Origin of the sequence: Streptomyces sp. NPDC058525 (assembly GCF_042719495.1) — a bacterium.
In the GTDB taxonomy this organism is placed as follows: domain Bacteria; phylum Actinomycetota; class Actinomycetes; order Streptomycetales; family Streptomycetaceae; genus Streptomyces.
In genome coordinates this window covers 82,350-97,806 of the sequence record NZ_JBHXNP010000007.1, presented here as the reverse complement: position 1 = coordinate 97,806, position 15,457 = coordinate 82,350, and the positions used below count along the sequence as shown (strand labels likewise).

General features: G+C 72.5%; 18 protein-coding genes. 9 read left to right on the top strand and 9 right to left on the bottom strand.

Features of this window, described 5'->3' with window-relative positions; translation table 11 throughout:
• Nucleotides 1–73 precede the first annotated feature (73 nt).
• The 3 genes from ACFWP3_RS05985 (at nt 74) to ACFWP3_RS05975 (ending at nt 2,423) form a co-directional block, all read left to right on the top strand.
• Nucleotides 74–1,351, top strand: coding sequence for a thymidine phosphorylase (locus tag ACFWP3_RS05985; protein ID WP_384216625.1), 1,278 nt, complete (start codon nt 74–76; stop codon nt 1,349–1,351).
• Nucleotides 1,352–1,445: 94 nt separating this feature from the next.
• Complete coding sequence (locus tag ACFWP3_RS05980; protein ID WP_384216623.1) at nt 1,446–2,036, top strand: Uma2 family endonuclease; 591 nt, start codon at nt 1,446–1,448, stop codon at nt 2,034–2,036.
• A 51-nt stretch (nt 2,037–2,087) separates the two neighbouring features.
• A complete protein-coding gene (locus tag ACFWP3_RS05975) occupies nt 2,088–2,423 on the top strand; it encodes a hypothetical protein (protein WP_384216621.1) in 336 nt (111 codons plus the stop codon).
• On the opposite strand, the gene ACFWP3_RS05970 is transcribed toward ACFWP3_RS05975, so the two are convergent.
• From ACFWP3_RS05970 to ACFWP3_RS05960, 3 genes are all read right to left on the bottom strand, one after another.
• Complete coding sequence (locus tag ACFWP3_RS05970) at nt 2,319–3,317, bottom strand: sigma-70 family RNA polymerase sigma factor (protein WP_384216619.1); 999 nt, start codon at nt 3,315–3,317, stop codon at nt 2,319–2,321. The genes ACFWP3_RS05975 and ACFWP3_RS05970 overlap by 105 nt on opposite strands.
• A gap of 88 nt (nt 3,318–3,405) precedes the next feature.
• Nucleotides 3,406–4,098 (bottom strand): L,D-transpeptidase family protein, encoded by a 693-nt coding sequence (locus ACFWP3_RS05965; RefSeq protein WP_384216617.1) that lies wholly within the window; start codon nt 4,096–4,098, stop codon nt 3,406–3,408.
• Between the two features lie 98 nt (nt 4,099–4,196).
• On the bottom strand, nt 4,197–5,480 hold the full coding sequence (locus ACFWP3_RS05960; protein ID WP_384216615.1) for an MFS transporter: 1,284 nt from the start codon (nt 5,478–5,480) through the stop codon (nt 4,197–4,199).
• Nucleotides 5,481–5,578: 98 nt separating this feature from the next.
• Between ACFWP3_RS05960 and ACFWP3_RS05955 the strand changes: the two genes are divergently transcribed.
• On the top strand, nt 5,579–6,517 hold the full coding sequence (locus ACFWP3_RS05955; RefSeq protein ID WP_384216614.1) for a LysR family transcriptional regulator: 939 nt from the start codon (nt 5,579–5,581) through the stop codon (nt 6,515–6,517).
• On the opposite strand, the gene ACFWP3_RS05950 is transcribed toward ACFWP3_RS05955, so the two are convergent.
• Entirely contained in the window at nt 6,514–7,578 is a 1,065-nt protein-coding gene (locus ACFWP3_RS05950; protein ID WP_384216612.1) for a LuxR C-terminal-related transcriptional regulator, read from the bottom strand. The genes ACFWP3_RS05955 and ACFWP3_RS05950 overlap by 4 nt on opposite strands.
• A 173-nt stretch (nt 7,579–7,751) precedes the next feature.
• On the opposite strand from ACFWP3_RS05950, the gene ACFWP3_RS05945 reads away from it, so the two are divergent.
• Nucleotides 7,752–8,951, top strand: a complete 1,200-nt coding sequence (locus ACFWP3_RS05945) for an ATP-grasp domain-containing protein (RefSeq protein WP_384216610.1) — start codon at nt 7,752–7,754, stop codon at nt 8,949–8,951.
• Here the strand turns inward: ACFWP3_RS05945 and ACFWP3_RS05940 are convergent.
• Both ACFWP3_RS05940 and ACFWP3_RS05935 read right to left on the bottom strand, forming a co-directional pair.
• Nucleotides 8,930–9,298, bottom strand: coding sequence for a cupin domain-containing protein (locus ACFWP3_RS05940; RefSeq protein WP_384216608.1), 369 nt, complete (start codon nt 9,296–9,298; stop codon nt 8,930–8,932). The genes ACFWP3_RS05945 and ACFWP3_RS05940 overlap by 22 nt on opposite strands.
• Before the next feature lie 93 nt (nt 9,299–9,391).
• Nucleotides 9,392–10,126 (bottom strand): alpha/beta hydrolase, encoded by a 735-nt coding sequence (locus ACFWP3_RS05935; RefSeq protein WP_384216606.1) that lies wholly within the window; start codon nt 10,124–10,126, stop codon nt 9,392–9,394.
• A gap of 113 nt (nt 10,127–10,239) precedes the next feature.
• Between ACFWP3_RS05935 and ACFWP3_RS05930 the strand changes: the two genes are divergently transcribed.
• From ACFWP3_RS05930 to ACFWP3_RS05920, 3 genes are all read left to right on the top strand, one after another.
• Nucleotides 10,240–11,388 carry an adenosine deaminase gene (locus ACFWP3_RS05930; protein ID WP_384216604.1) on the top strand — a complete coding sequence of 383 codons (1,149 nt, stop codon included), beginning with the start codon at nt 10,240–10,242 and terminating at the stop codon, nt 11,386–11,388.
• 139 nt (nt 11,389–11,527) lie between these two features.
• Nucleotides 11,528–11,773 (top strand): hypothetical protein, encoded by a 246-nt coding sequence (locus ACFWP3_RS05925; RefSeq protein ID WP_384216602.1) that lies wholly within the window; start codon nt 11,528–11,530, stop codon nt 11,771–11,773.
• A gap of 133 nt (nt 11,774–11,906) precedes the next feature.
• Nucleotides 11,907–12,668, top strand: a complete 762-nt coding sequence (locus ACFWP3_RS05920) for a hypothetical protein (protein ID WP_384216600.1) — start codon at nt 11,907–11,909, stop codon at nt 12,666–12,668.
• Nucleotides 12,669–12,699: 31 nt separating this feature from the next.
• Here the strand turns inward: ACFWP3_RS05920 and ACFWP3_RS05915 are convergent, their stop codons facing one another.
• The 3 genes from ACFWP3_RS05915 to ACFWP3_RS05905 form a co-directional block, all read right to left on the bottom strand.
• Nucleotides 12,700–12,900, bottom strand: a complete 201-nt coding sequence (locus ACFWP3_RS05915; protein WP_384216598.1) for a PspC domain-containing protein — start codon at nt 12,898–12,900, stop codon at nt 12,700–12,702.
• Between the two features lie 63 nt (nt 12,901–12,963).
• Nucleotides 12,964–13,536 (bottom strand): VanZ family protein, encoded by a 573-nt coding sequence (locus tag ACFWP3_RS05910; RefSeq protein ID WP_384216596.1) that lies wholly within the window; start codon nt 13,534–13,536, stop codon nt 12,964–12,966.
• A gap of 195 nt (nt 13,537–13,731) precedes the next feature.
• A complete protein-coding gene (locus ACFWP3_RS05905; protein ID WP_384216594.1) occupies nt 13,732–14,376 on the bottom strand; it encodes a PH domain-containing protein in 645 nt (214 codons plus the stop codon).
• A 115-nt stretch (nt 14,377–14,491) separates the two neighbouring features.
• On the opposite strand from ACFWP3_RS05905, the gene deoC reads away from it, so the two are divergent.
• Nucleotides 14,492–15,454, top strand: a complete 963-nt coding sequence (deoC, locus tag ACFWP3_RS05900) for a deoxyribose-phosphate aldolase (protein WP_384216745.1) — start codon at nt 14,492–14,494, stop codon at nt 15,452–15,454.
• Nucleotides 15,455–15,457: the final 3 nt, after the last annotated feature.

Sequence of the window (15,457 nt, the reverse complement as noted above, 5' to 3'; positions counted from 1 at the left end):
TCCGCCCTGCCGGGCGGAGGGCCGTCGTACTTCCGCAAACCCCTCTCTCTATGCGCGTAGAAGGAAGCACCACATGGACGTCATCTCCGTCATCCGGACCAAGCGGGACCGCGGTGAGCTGAGCCCCGAGCAGATCGACTGGGTCATCGACGCGTACACCCGCGGTGTCGTCGCCGACGAGCAGATGTCGGCGCTGGCGATGGCCATCCTGCTCAACGGGATGAACCGGACCGAGATCGCCCGCTGGACGGCGGCGATGATCGCCTCCGGCGAGCGCATGAACTTCGACTCCCTCTCCCGCCCCACCGCCGACAAGCACTCCACCGGCGGTGTCGGCGACAAGATCACGCTGCCGCTGGCCCCGCTCGTCGCCGCGTGCGGCGCGGCCGTGCCGCAGCTGTCCGGCCGCGGGCTCGGCCACACCGGCGGCACCCTGGACAAGCTGGAGTCCATCCCCGGCTGGCGCGCGCTGCTGTCCAACGAGGAGATGCTGCACGTCCTGGACACCACCGGCGCGGTCATCTGCGCGGCGGGCGACGGCCTGGCCCCGGCGGACAAGAAGCTCTACGCCCTGCGCGACGTGACCGGCACGGTCGAGGCCATCCCGCTGATCGCCTCCTCGATCATGTCGAAGAAGATCGCCGAGGGCACCGGCTCGCTCGTCCTCGACGTCAAGGTCGGCAGCGGCGCCTTCATGAAGAACATCGAGGACGCGCGCGAGCTGGCGCGGACCATGGTGGGCCTGGGCACCGACTCGGGCGTCAAGACCGTCGCCCTGCTCACCGACATGTCGACCCCGCTCGGCCTGACAGCCGGAAACGCGCTGGAGGTCCGCGAGTCGGTGGAGGTCCTCGCGGGCGGCGGCCCGGCGGACGTGGTCGAGCTGACCATCGCCCTGGCCAAGGAGATGCTGGACGCCGCGGGCATCAAGGACGCCGACCCGGCGAAGGCCCTGGCCGACGGCTCCGCGATGGACCACTGGCGCCGGATGATCGCGGCCCAGGGCGGCGACCCGGACGCGGCCCTGCCCGTGGCCCGCGAGCAGCATGTGGTCACCGCCTCCGCCTCCGGCGTCCTGACCCGCCTCGACGCGTACGCGGTGGGCGTCGGCGCCTGGCGTCTGGGCGCGGGCCGCGCCCGCAAGGAGGACCCGGTGCAGGCGGGCGCGGGCATCGAGCTCCACGCGAAGCCGGGCGACACGGTGACCGAGGGCCAGCCGCTGATGACCCTGCACACGGACACCCCGGAGAAGTTCGACTACGCCCTGGCCTCCCTGAAGGGCTCGTACGACGTCGCCCCGGCGGGCACGGCCTTCACCGCCACGCCGATCGTGCTGGACCGCATCGCCTGACCTGCGGCTTCCCTTTCGAGTGAACGGGACCGGTAGACCCTTGCCGGTCCCGTTCGGCATGCTGGGATCGGTGACGAACCGATAGGAGCACACCATGAGCGCACTCGCAGTCGAGCACCAGCCCCCGAGCGGTGACGACTGGGACGCGGTTGTCCGTCTTTGGGAGGAGACGGACGTGCCGGAGGGCTGCAAGGTGGAGATCATCGAGGGGATCGTCACCGTGGCACCACCGCCCGCCAACAACCACAACTTGATCGCTGTGTCGGTGCAGCGACGCCTGTTCACCGTGATCCCCGACGACTGGGAGGTCTTCCAGACCCTCAACGTGGCCGTCCCGAGCCGCATCGGGCTCTACGTCCCGGACCTCGTGGTGCTACCGAGCGAGGTGATCCCCACGGGGGAGAACTACGTTCCCGCAGGAGCCGCCGAGCTGGTCGTCGAGATCACATCGAAGTCGAACGCGGTCAACGACCGCGTCTCCAAACTCAACGGGTATGCCGCGGCGGGCATCCCGCTCTACCTGCTCATCGACCCGCACGCCACGGGCAGCCCCACCATCCACCTGTACGGCGAGCCCAGCGACGGCAAGTACCGCCTGCTGCACGCGGGCAAGTTCGGCGAGGCCGTCCATCTCCCCGAGCCGTTCGACCTGACCCTCGACACCTTCGGCTATCCCCGCCCGTAGGCGGATGCCGCCCTGCCGATGAGTTCCGGGCGGCGGGCGAGTCATCCCCTCGTGGAGATCCGACGACTCGTGCTGCCCAGGCCCGCCCCGACCCCGCAGGACGCCGCGCGGCTGTGCGCGCGCCTCGCCCGGCTGTACGAGGACGGGGCCGTGGCCGTGGAGTGCGACGTGGGGGCCGTCACCGCGCCGGGGCTCGGGACCGTCGAGGTGCTGGGCCGGCTCCGGCTGGCCGCCGGGGACCGGGCCTTCCGGATCGTCGGCGCCGGCCCCGCCCTGCGCGCGCTACTGGACCTCGTCGGCCTCGTCGAGCTGCTCGGGGAGACCGAAGAGGGGGAACCAGCGGGCGGTGTCCAGGAAGGCGTTGAGCCCGACGATCCTGCCCTCTGAGATCTCCAGGACCTGGAGCGCCCACGGGGTGTGGCCCTTCCCGGAGGCGGCCGGGCGGTACTGGCCGAAGGCCGGCATCCCGTTCGCCGTCGTCGGGACCAGGCGGGAGCCCTTGCAGCCTATGCCCTGGTTCAGGTGCCAGGCCGCGATGTCCTCGTGGCCCCGCAGCCACAGGTCGAACGGCGGCATCGACAGCACCGCGTCCTCGTGCAGCAGCGCGGTCAGCCGCGAGATGTCGTACGCCTCGAAGGCGGACAGGTACTGCTCCAGCAGCTTCGCCTGGTCCGCGTCCAGCGGGTCCGCCGGGTCGCTGTCGCGGACCCCGTGCGCGGCCATCGTGGCCCGGGCCCGCTGCAGCGCGCTGTTCACCGAGGCCACCGTGGTCTCCAGCAGCGCCGCGACCTCGTCGGCCTTCCAGGCCAGCACCTCGCGCAGGATCAGCACCGCCCGCTGCTTCGCCGGCAGGTGCTGGAGGGCCGCGACGAAGGCCAGCCGGACGGACTCCTTCGCCAGCGCCATCTCCGCCGGGTCGGCGGTCTGCGGAAGCACCCGGCCGTCCGGGACCGGCTCCAGCCAGGTCACCTCGGGCCGCTCGTTCAGCACGGCGGAGGCCTGGTGCTGCGGGGCGGTCAGGTCCATCGGCCGGGCCCGCTTGTTCCCCGCGTTCAGCAGGTCCAGGCAGACGTTGGTGGCGATCCGGTACAGCCACGACCGCAGCGAGGAGCGGCCCTCGAACTTCTCGAAGCTGCGCCAGGCGCGGATGTACGTGTCCTGCACCGCGTCCTCGGCGTCGAAGGACGAGCCGAGCATCCGGTAGCAGTACCCCGTCAGCTCGACCCGGTAGCGGTCCAGCGCGGTGTCCAGGTCCGTCGGTGTGGTCGCGAGGTCACTCATGGCTGTCGTCGCCCCCAGGTAGGTCCACTCCTTCGGAACCTACCGGAGGGGTCTGACAACGGCAGCCGGAACGGCCGCGCGCCACGGGTCACGTGCCCGGCTTGCGCCCATATACGTAGACGTCCTCGCCCTTGCCGAGCAGGTTCCAGTACGCCTTGGCGTCGGCGGACCGCATGTTCACGCAGCCGCCCGAGCCGGGCGGGTTCCACATGCTCTTGGTGGTCGAGTGGAAGGCGATGCCGCCGTCGAAGAACTGCGCGTACGGCATCGAGACTCCGTAGACCGTCGACCAGTGGTCGATGCTGCGGTGGTAGATCTTCTTCGGGCCGGTCCGGGTCTCCGTGCCGTTCTTGCCGGTGCGGACCGGCACCGGACCGTACTTCAGGACGGCGCCGTCCTGGATCCAGCTGAGCTGCCGCGTCAGGTCGACGCAGGCGATCCGCCCCCGGTTCACCGGGCAGTTGCCGGCCTTGTTGGGGGTCTTGCCCGCCGCCCGCTGGGCCAGCATCGTGCTCATCGTCTGCCAGGTCAGCGGCCCCGCGTACCCCTGCGTCGGGGTGATCCCGTGGCGCGCCTGGAACGCCCTGGTCGCCGTGCAGTCGGCGGCCGACTGCCGCCCGTCCACCGGCCGTCCCAGGAACTGCTCGACCTGCCGCTGGTACGGCCCGGTACCGAGGTTGCAGGAGGCCGCGCCGGCCGGCCCGCCCCCCGCGACCGCCAGCGGCAGCGCCAGCACGACCGCCCCTGCGAACACCGCCGCCGCGCGCCTGCGCGTCCCCATGGCACCCTCCCCTTTCGCCCCGCATTGCGTTCTCCGTGTTGAATGCCCGGAAAAACCTGCGAGTTGCGTGCGGGGGAGACGTATTTCCGACTGGTCACTCAGCGCGCGGCAGCGGCCGAGGCCGGCACGCGCCGCTGCGCGCGGGCCGCGTGGGACCCGTACAGCGTGATCGAGACGACGCCGAGCACGGCCAGCAGCGCGATGCCCACCGTGGCCGCCCACCCCGCCGAGTGGTAGGCGAGCGCGCCCAGGGTGCCGCCCGCGCTGGAGCCCAGGTAGTACGCCGACTGGTAGAGCGCCGAGGCCTGCGCACGGCCCGTGCGCGCCGTCCGGCTCACCGCGGCCGAGGCCACCGCGTGCCCCGCGAAGAAGCCCGCCGTGATCAGCACCAGCCCGAGCAGGATCGCCGCCAGGGACTCCGACAGCGACAGCAGCAGCCCGAGCGCGGTCGTGGTCACGGCCAGGTACAGCGCGCCGCGCCGCCCCATGCGGGCCACCAGCTGCCCGGCCGCCGCCGAGGAGACCGTACCCACCAGGTAGATCAGGAAGATCGACCCCACCACGCCCTGCCCGAGCGAGAACGGCTCGTCCACCAGCCGGTAGCCGATGACGGTGTACACGGCGCCGAAGACGGTCATGAACAGCGCGCCGATCCCGTACAGCCGCAGCAGCAGCGGATCGCGCAGGTGACCGGCGACGGTACGGCCCACCGCACGGGGGTTCAGCGACGCCGGGCGGAAGAACCGGGCCTTGGGCAGCAGCACCAGGAAGGCCACCGCGCAGGCCAGCGCCATCAGCCCGACGGCCAGCAGGCCCACCCGCCAGCCGCCGAACTGCGCCCCCCAGCCGGTCACGAGACGGCCGCTCATGCCGCCGATGGAGTTGCCCGCCACGAACAGCCCGATCGCCCCGACCAGCGCCTTCGGCCTGACCTCTTCCGCCAGGTACGCCATCGCGGAGGCCGGGATGCCGGCGATCGCCGCGCCCTGGACGGCCCGCAGGGCCACCAGCCACTCCAGGTTCGGCGCGAAGGGCACCAGCAGGCCGACGCCCACGGCCACGACCATCGACCAGGTCATCATCCGGGTGCGCCCGAAGCGCTCGGACAGTGCGCTGAGCGGCAGCACGAACAGGGCGAGCGCCCCGGTGGCCGCGGACACCGTCCAGCTGGCCTGACCCGCCGTCACCCCGAACCCTTCGGAGATCGCGGGCAGCAGCGCCTGGGTGGAGTAGAGGAGGGCGAAGGTGGCGAGTCCGGCGGCGAAGAGCGCGAGGCTCATCCGGCGGTAGCCGGGGCGGCCGGGGGAGTGCGGTTCGGGCTGCGGCGACGACGGGGTGGAGGCACCTGTGATCACAGGTGCCCCGGTATGAACGGGAGGCATACGTCGAAGGTAGGCAGGTCTTTTTGATGCGTCCAATGCACGGATTCGCGATAATCGATCCACTCACGCATCACCACAGCTCAGAGCGGCGCCTGTCAATGAACCGTTACGAAGAAGACGCGTCCGTGACACGTCTGCTGGCTCCTCGGCTCGCGTACTTCGCGGCCGTGGCCCGGCACGAGCACGTCACCCGCGCCGCCCACGAACTGGGCGTCCCCCAGTCGACGTTGTCCCGGGCCATGGTCCGCCTCGAACAGGACCTCGGCGTCACGCTGTTCGCCCGCAAGGGCCGCAACGTCGCCCTCACCACGGCCGGCCGCACCTTCCTGGCCTCCGCCGAGCAGGCCCTGGAGGGCATCGCCCGCGCGGCCGAGTCCGTCCAGCAGGACGCCGACCCGGCCTTCGGCAAGGTCGCCTTCGGCTTCCTGCACACCCTGGGCCCCGAGACCGTACCCGGCCTCATCCGCGCCTTCCGCGCCGACCATCCGCGCGTGCGCTTCTCCCTGGTCCAGAACTACGGCGAGGCCATGCTGGAGCGGCTGCGCGCCGGCGAGCTCGACCTCTGCCTCACCTCGCCGCTGCCCGACGCCCCCGACCTGGTCGCCCGCCGGCTCGACGAGCAGCGGCTGCGCCTGGTCGTCCCCGACGACCACCGCCTCGCGGGCCGCAAGCGCATCCGCCTCGCCGAGGCCGCCGAGGAAACCTTCGTCACCCTGGAACCGGGCTACGGCCTGCGCCGCATCACCGACGACCTGTGCGCCGAGGCCGGATTCACCCCCAGGGTCGCCTTCGAGGGCGAGGAGGCCGAGACCCTGCGCGGCCTGGTCGCCGCCGGGCTGGGCGTGGCCCTGCTGCCCCCGCCGGCCGTGGCCCGCCCGGGCGTCGTCGAGCTGACGGTCACGGCCCCGCGCGCCGTCCGCGAGATCGGCCTCGCCTGGCTGGACGGCCACCCCGACACCCCGCCGGTGGCCGAGTTCAAACGCTTCCTGCTGTCCCGCCGGGGCCGCCTGATCCCGGAACTCGAACCGCCCGCCTAGTCCCCGGAGCCGTCCCCGGAGCCGTCACCGGCGTCGTCCCCGGCGTCGTCCCCGGCGTCGTCCCCGGCGGGGGCCTGCGGCGGAGGGGCCAGCAAATACCCCGCCTGGAAGCGGGACTTGGCCCCGATGGCCCGCATGATCTCCGCGATGTGCCGCTGGCAGGTCCGCTCCGACATGCCCAGCCGCCGCGCGATCACCTTGTCCTCCAGCCCCTCGGACAGCAGCCGCACGATGGTCTGCCGCAGCTCGTCCGAGATCGACCGCGCCGCCTCCGGGCTCACCGTCGTGGAGAACGGCTCCGCGCCCAGCCAGGACCGCTCGAAGGCGGCCCGCATGAAGTGCACGACGTTCGGCTCGCGCACCACCAGCGCCGCCCCGCGGCGGTCCGGGACCGCCATCAGGCCCGTGTGGTCGTCGAAGACCAGCATCCGCATCAGCCCGTCACCCAGCGTCCGTACCTGCGCGCCCAGGGCCGTCACCCGTTCGACGTACGCAGCCGTGGGCCGCGAGTACCGCGCCGTGTGCTGGTAGAGCGTCCGCATCCGCACCCCGCGCGCCAGCAGCGACTCGTCCCGCCCGATCGACTCCTCCAGCGTCTCCAGCGGCCGCCCGCCGCCCGGCTGCGAGGTCAGCAGCTCCCGCTCGCACGTCGCGACCAGCTCCGCGATCAGCCCCCGTACCGCCCCGAGGTCCGTCACCAGCTCCAGGCGGTCCGAGCCGCCCAGGTCCCGGTGCGCGGTCCCCGCCTCGTACGCCGGCACCAGCGCCTCCAGCCGCCCCCGCAGCCGGTCCATCTCGTCGTGGGTCTCCCGTACGAGCTGGGCCAGCGGGGCGAGCGCCCGCGCCGCGGCGGCCCTGGGCGCGACCGCGCTCCACCGGTCGGGCTCGCCGCCGGGCGCCCGCTGGAGCAGGTGCGCGGCGGCCAGCTCCGTGATCGCGGCGGCCGCGCGCACGCCCAGGGCCTCGGTGGCCTCGGCGGCGTCGAAGGCGTGCCGCTCGACGGCGTACGCGTAGAGGCGCCGGGCCGCGGGGCTCAGTGCTTCTTCTTGATCGGCTGGCATATGCCTATTCGTCCCGGCCTGTGTCTGTTCGTAAACCCCTCGTATTCCCGCAAGGCGGCAAGACGACCCCTGTCAGGCGGCTTTCGGCATATGCCGAGAGGGCAGAGTGGTCGCACGGCGTGAGGGGGGAGCGCGGTATGCGGCAGGGGACACCCAGTGAGGGACGGGGGCCCGTGGCTGTCCTGCTGAGCCCGCGACCAGCCGTGGTGGCGGCCGCCCGCCGTGCGGGCGCCCGCACCGTGGTGGTCGCGCCGGATCCATCGGTGCCATCCGACCGTGAGGGGGCGGAGCGGCGGGTACGGACGGACTGGCGCGACCACCGGCACCTCGTCGGGGCGGTCGGCCGGATGGAGGCGGTACGGCACGGCCGTGCCGCCGTCTTCGGCTTCGACGCCGCCGGAGCCCTCGCCGCCGCCCGCGCCAACGAGGAGCTGGGCCTGCCGGGCACCCCCACCGCCGCCGTCACCGCCCTCATGGACAAGGCCGCCCTGCGCGCCCGCTCCAACACCCTGCACCCCGGCCGGCCCGTCTCCTTCGCCCGCTGCGGACGCGCCGAGACCCTCCCGTTCGTGGCCACCCTCATCGGCTACCCCTGCGTCATCAAGCCCCGGTCGGGCGCCGACGGCGAAGGGGTCCGGCTGGTCCACGACGAGGCCGAGGCGCGGGCCGCCGCCCACGGCTACCCGGAGATCACCGACCTCCTCGTCGAGGAGTACCTCGAGGGGCCGGAGCTCACCGTCGAAGCCCTCTCGCGCGGCGGCCGGCACCGGGTCCTGGGCTGGTCCCGCCGCCTCACCGGCCCCCGCCTCACCGCCACCGGCCACGACCTGCCGGTCGCCCTGGACCCCTCGACCGCGGAGGCTGTACGGGCCCTCGTACGGGGCGTCCTCGACCTCGCCGGACACCACGACGGCCCCTCCCACACCGAGGTCATCCTCACGGCGCACGGCCCCCGCCTCGTCGAGGCCCACGCCCGCCCCGGCGGCGAGGAGTTCAGCAGGCTGCTGCGGGTCGCCCACGGCACCGACGTGCTCGCCCTCGCGCTCGCCGCCGGGCTGGGCCTGCCCGAGCCGGTGCGCAGCCCGCGCGCCGCGTACGCCGGGCTGCGGTACGTGGACTTCCCGCCCGGCGGCGGCCCCGGCGGGGTCCGGCCGGGCATCGCGGCGGCGCGGGCCGTGCCGGGGGTGGTCCGGGTCCAGCTGGAGATCCCGCCGGGTGCCACGGTCCGCCGCGCCCCGACGGGCGGCCTGCACCACGCCTACGTCCTGGCCACGGCCCCGACAGCGGGCGCACTGGCCCGCATCCTGGACCGGGCATCCGGCCTGATGCGCCCCGCGGCCCGGCGGATCCGTCAGCCCGAGGGCTTCGCGTAGTCGGCGAAGCCGGTCCAGTCCAGCGTGACGCAGGGCTCGTCGCCCAGGACCCAGGCGTCGTGCCCGGGCGGCACCCGCATGTAGTCGCCGGGGCCGAACTCCGCACTCTCCCCGTCATCCATGACGACCTTCATCCGGCCGCTCACCACGTACCCCGTGTGGTCGGCGCGGCAGCTGTCCGTCCCGGCCAGCGGCTTGACGTGGTCCGACCACTTCCAGCCGGGCTCGAAGGTGGCGCGCCCCACGGCGGTGCCGCCCGTCTCCAGCAAGTCCAGCCTGCCCTTGCCGTCGACGAACGGCCGCGTCTCGTCGGCCTGCTCGAAGCTCCTGGACACCATTCCGGCCATGATCCATCGCCTCCGGGAGGCAATCGTCCCGAGTCCACTGTCCACGGTACGCGCGATGGCCCCGCCGTACCCCGTACCGCCCGGAGGCCGGCCTCACCGCCGGAGCGAGCGCCCGTACCCGGAGGCCAGCGGCATGCGCAGGCCCAGCGGCGGGGGAGCGGCCAGTGCGTCGGTCACCGGCCGCGAGTACCGCCCCGAGCACACCGCGCCCAGCACGAAGTCCACGGCCAGCGCCACGACTTCCGGCTGGTGCTCGCGCAGTCCGTGCCCGTCCGAGTGGACCTCGAACCGGCACGTGGAACGATTCGCCTTCTTGGCCCGGGCCGCCAGCCGGAACGACGCCTCCGGATCGCTGCGCGCGTCGTTCGTGCCGTGCACGATCAGCACCTGCCGCCCTGACAGCTGTTTCACCGGTTCCGGCGAGTCCGTCACCGCCGCGCCCCCCAAGCAAGGGGCGAGCGACACCACCGAGTTGACGGCCGAGTGGCCCGCCGCCCGCAGCGCGGCCAGGCCGCCCGCGCCGTACCCGGCCAGGCAGACGGGCACGTCCCCGTACCGCCGTACCGCCTCGTCCGCCGCCCACCCCGCCTGCTCCTCGCGGGAGGCTCCCCCGCCGTGGATGACGGTGTGCGCGACCAGCCCTTCCGTACCGCCCGCCCGGGCCAGCGCGCGCCCGAGCGGGCGCAGCGGACCGGGGGAGAATCTGGACGCTCCGGGAAGCAGGAGCACCACCCCGTTGACCGGGGTTTCCGTCGAACCCGAGCCGGTTCTCGCGCCGGCCGCCCGCCCCAGGCGGGCCCCGCGCGCCGGCGGCGCATGCTGTGCCATGGCGGAACAGTCTCAGACGCCGGGGTGTACGACATCCGTCCGTGCGGTCTCTGTTACATATCGGCGCACGCGGCCGTCACCCGCTCTACGCGCGTAGGAGTTAGAGTGCCCAGATGACGAGCGAGACCCCCAACCTGCCGACCCCGGATCAGATCCGCCGCTCCCCGAAGGTGCTCCTGCACGATCACCTCGACGGTGGGCTGCGCCCCGGGACCATCATCGAGCTGGCCCGCGAGGTCGGCTACGAGAACCTCCCCGAGACCGACGCCGACAAGCTCGGCATCTGGTTCCGGGAAGCCGCCGACTCCGGCTCCCTGCCGCGCTACCTGGAGACCTTCGCGCACACCTGCGCGGTCATGCAGACGAAGGCGGCCCTCTTCCGGGTCGCCGCCGAGTGCGCCGAGGACCTGGCCGAGGACGGCGTCGTGTACGCCGAGATCCGCTACGCCCCCGAGCAGCACCTGGAAGCCGGCCTGACCCTCGAAGAGGTCGTCGAGGCCGTGAACGACGGCTTCCGCGAGGGCGAGCGCCGCGCGAAGGCCAACGGCCACCGCATCCGCGTCGGCGCCCTGCTGACCGCGATGCGCCACGCCGCCCGCGCGCTGGAGATCGCGGAGCTGGCCAACCGCTACCGCGACAACGGCGTGGTCGGCTTCGACATCGCCGGCGCCGAGGCCGGGTTCCCTCCCACCCGCCACCTCGACGCCTTCGAGTACCTCAAGCGCGAGAACAACCACTTCACGATCCACGCGGGCGAGGCCTTCGGCCTGCCCTCGATCTGGCAGGCCCTGCAGTGGTGCGGCGCCGACCGGCTCGGCCACGGCGTGAAGATCATCGACGACATCGAGGTCGCCGCCGACGGTTCGGTCAAGCTGGGCCGCCTGGCCTCGTACGTCCGGGACAAGCGCATCCCCCTGGAGATGTGCCCGACCTCGAACCTCCAGACCGCCGCGGCCGCCTCGTACGCCGAGCACCCGATCGGTCTGCTGCGGAAGCTGCACTTCAGGCTCACGGTCAACACCGACAACCGTCTGATGAGCGGCACCAGCATGAGCCGCGAGTTCGAGCACCTCGTGGACACCTTCGGCTACACGCTGGAGGACATGCAGTGGTTCACCGTCAATGCGATGAAGTCCGCGTTCATTCCTTTCGATGAACGACTGGCCATGATCAACGAGGTCATCAAGCCCGGTTACGCGGAGCTGAAGTCGGAGTGGCTGTTCCAGCAGACCGCTTCCACCAGCGGTTCTGTCTCGGCCTAGGCCATGGCATGACGTACGGAAAGCGCCCGGGAGGAGCAATTCCCGGGCGCTTTCTCGTATTTGATGATGTTTGCGGGCGGGGGTTTGAAGTGGCTAGCTTTCGGAGCCGCTCAATTCCCCGTCGCAAGGACACGTTTTCATGAAGCAGTCAGCTGCCAAGATCCTCGGTACCGCCGCTCTCGGTGCCGCGTTCGCCGCCGTCGCCGCGGGTACCGCCTCGGCCGTTCCGGCCGTCGGCCTCACCGACGCACTGGGCACCGCCACCGGAGCGCTCCAGGGTGTGACCAGCCAGCAGCAGATGGGCTCCGAGGAGGGTGGACCGAGCGACCCCACCAAGGCCGTCACCGGCCTGCTGGGCCCGGTCACCGGAGCCCTCAACGGCTGACGCTGTCGCGATGCGAACGCGCCCACGGCGGTCGCACACCTCTTCGACGGAGTGTGTGTGCCGCCGTGCGGTGTGTCACGATCGCCACCAACTGCCCGCCGACATCCGCGGTATGAGGTCCTTGGTCATGCGCATGAAGGTACGAGCGACCGTGGTCGCGCTGGTCCCCGCCCTGCTGCTCGCCGCGGTCGGATGCGGCTCGAACAGCCCCGACAGCGCCCCGCCGGGCAAGGGCCCGGACCCCAAGGGCTCCGCGAGCCCCGCCTCCGGCGCGCCCGGAGCCCCCGCCGCGCCCCCCGGCGGCTCCGCCGCGCCCAAGACCGGCGGCACCAAGGCCGAGCGGTCGGCGCTGGAACAGGGCGACCTGCCCGGCTACCAGATCTCGGCGCAGGGCAAGAACCCCGGCGCCCCGGACGGTCAGCCGCAGGCCGACAAGAAGGCCTGCCAGCCGCTGGCCGACATCATGGGCGACAAGCCGGACCCGGCCGCACGCGAGACCGTCAACCGGGGCGTCGGCTCCCAGAAGCAGGTCGGACTCGCCGTCTCCGCCTCCGTCAGCTCGTACACCGAGAGCGACGCCAAGGCGCTGATCGCCCGCCTCAAGGCAGCCGTGCCCGCCTGCCGTACGGGCTTCACCGCCACCGTCGAGAAGCAGACCGGCAGCTACCGCGACGTGCGGGCCGCCGACTACCGCACGGCCGGCGACGAGAGCGTCAGCTGGACCACCACCGCGGCCGCCCAGGGCGTCTCGGCGCAGGTCCACCTGGTCGTCGTGCGCGAGGGCGACACCATCGTGCGGCTGATGGCCCTCAACGTGGCCGCGGCCCAGCAGAAGACGCAGGTGCCGCAGGAGGTCGCCGACAAGCAGCTCGAAAAGGTCCAGCGGACCGGCTGATCCCGGCCGGCCCCCGGCCCGCGGGCGCGGGCTACCAGGCGGTGGAGGCGGACTTCTCGTTCGGCAGGAGCAGCCACAGCGCCAGGTAGATCAGGAACTGCGGGCCGGGCAGCACGCACGAGACGACGAATATGACGCGCATCGTGTTGGCGGAAATTCCGAAACGCCGGGCCAGTCCGGCGCAGACGCCGCCGATCCAACGACCGTCACGGGGGCGGACAATGGCGCTCATGGGGTTCTCCTTCACCGGGATCGCTGTTCTGCTGTTCTGAAGACCAGCTCAGCTTGCGATGTCTCAATACTCCCGGGGAACCGCGGAGAGAACCTCGGTCCACGGACCGAGCCCGACCCTGGAAATTCTCGGGGTGGTCCCCTGATAAGCGGTGCGTGAGCGCCGGATCCGGGCGCGCAGCGCCGGTACGACGGCCGCGTGCGCGAGCAGCACGCCGACGGTGTTCAGCAGGACCGAGTCCACGTCGACCACCTGGCCCGGTACGGCGCTCTGGAGCATCAGGATGGACACCGAGACCAGCGCGCCCGCGGCCGCGGTCCGGGCGAGCGAGGACCACGCGGACAGCGCCGACGGCGCGAGCCGCCCGCTGATCAGCGGCAGCAGCACCCCCAGCGGGGCCAGCAGCGCCAGCCCCTCGCCGATCCGGCGGGCGCCCTCCAGCGGCCCCTGCGCGAGGTCCGCCCGGATCCCGTCCAGCAGGGTCAGGTTCGCGGCCTCGGCCCAGGGCACGTCCAGTGGTCGCAGCGTCAGCCAGCCGACGACCAGGAGGTGGGCGGCCAGCAGGACGACGCCCAGGAGCCGGAACCGGAGATGAATGGCGGTGGCGGCGCTGCCGCCGGCCTCATGACGCTGCACACCTGCGAGGACGCACCGGCCGGTAGCACCGGTTCCGCCCCGGGAGGGGTGTGGTGGGGAGCACGTACGAGGGCGCGTACGGAGCCGCGCGCGGACCCACGTACGGAGCCGCGCGCGGACTCACGCACGGAGCCGTGCGCGGACCCGCGCGCAGGGCGTGCGGAGGGGGGTGCGTTTCCGGTGCTCGGGGGAGGGTCAGGCCGTCGCGAGGAGCACGATCAGCAGCACCGCGCCGGCCACGGCGGGCGCGATGATCTCGTACGACCACTGCACGCGCACGCTGCCCTGGGCCCCGGCCCGCGAGGCCCCGCGCTCGGCGAGCTCCCGCAGCTCGTCCACGACCTTGTCGGCGCCCGCCCGCTGCGGCTCGGCCGGCGCCGCCGGCTTCGCGCCGTCCGGGGCGGACATGCCGCGGCCGGTGAGCCCGCCGCGCCGGCTGAGCCGGCCCCGGCTGGCCTTCTTGCGCTCCCGCATCGAGACGGGGACCGACCAGAGCTGGTACTTCGAGCCCTCGGCCAGCACCTCCGCCGAGTACCCGGCGCGCACCGCGTCCACCGCCGCCCACGGCAGCTCGATGACCCGGAAGGGGTTCCGTACGCGCATCCGGTCGTCATTGGCGAACACGGCGGGACGGATCGTGAAGGCCACGATCAGCGGGACCACGCACAGCGCGAGCGCGAGGGCGACCCACGGGGTGTTCCCGGAGCCGCGCACCACCGCGTCCCCGCAGAGCCAGGCGGTCAGCGCGAGCAGCAGCACCCCGGTGACCACGGACGCGGAGGAGCGGTAGACCCGGTCGTCGTAGACGGGCTCGTCGGTCGGCTGCTGCTGGCTGCTCATGGGGCCGATTCTGCCCCACGCCAGAGCCTGTCGGTCGGGAGGTGTCGATTCCATAGCGGATTCGGGGGCGGGGGTGACAGGTCGCTACGCGCGTAGATATGCTCATGTGGTGACCATGCCCACCACCCTCACCGCATTCGCTGACGTGACGACGTCCGACAGTGCGCTGCGCCGCTTCCTGCACGGGCTGCCCGGCGTCGACGCAGTCGGACTGGAGGCCCGCGCGGCCGCCCTCGGCACCCGTTCGATCAAGACGACGGCCAAGGCGTACGCCATCGATCTGGCCATCTCGATGATCGACCTGACGACGCTGGAAGGCGCGGACACCCCGGGCAAGGTCCGGGCGCTCTCCGCCAAGGCCGTCAACCCCGATCCCACCGACCGTACGACGCCCATGACCGCCGCGGTCTGCGTCTACCCCGACATGGTGGCCACCGCGAAGGCCGCCCTGAACGGCGCCGACGTCAAGGTGGCCTCCGTCGCGACCGCCTTCCCGGCCGGCCGCGCCGCGCTGCCCGTCAAGCTCGCCGACACCCGTGACGCCGTCGCCGCCGGCGCCGACGAGATCGACATGGTCATCGACCGTGGCGCCTTCCTCGCCGGCCGCTACCTCGACACGTACGAGCTGATCAAGGCCGTCAAGGAGGCCTGCGTCCGTCCCGACGGCACCGCGGCCCGCCTCAAGGTCATCTTCGAGACCGGCGAGCTGTCGACGTACGACAACATCCGCCGCGCCTCCTGGATCGGCATGCTCGCGGGCGCCGACTTCATCAAGACGTCGACGGGCAAGGTGGGCGTCAACGCCACCCCGGCCAACACGCTCCTCATGCTCGAGGCCGTCCGCGACTTCAAGGCGCAGACTGGAATCCAGATCGGCGTGAAGCCGGCCGGCGGCATCCGGACCACCAAGGACGCGATCAAGTTCCTGGTCCTGGTCAACGAGACCGTGGGCGAGGACTGGCTGAGCAACCACTGGTTCCGCTTCGGCGCCTCCAGCCTGCTCAACGACCTGTTGATGCAGCGCCAGAAGCTGAGCACCGGCCGTTACTCCGGTCCCGACTACGTGACGGTGGACTGATCA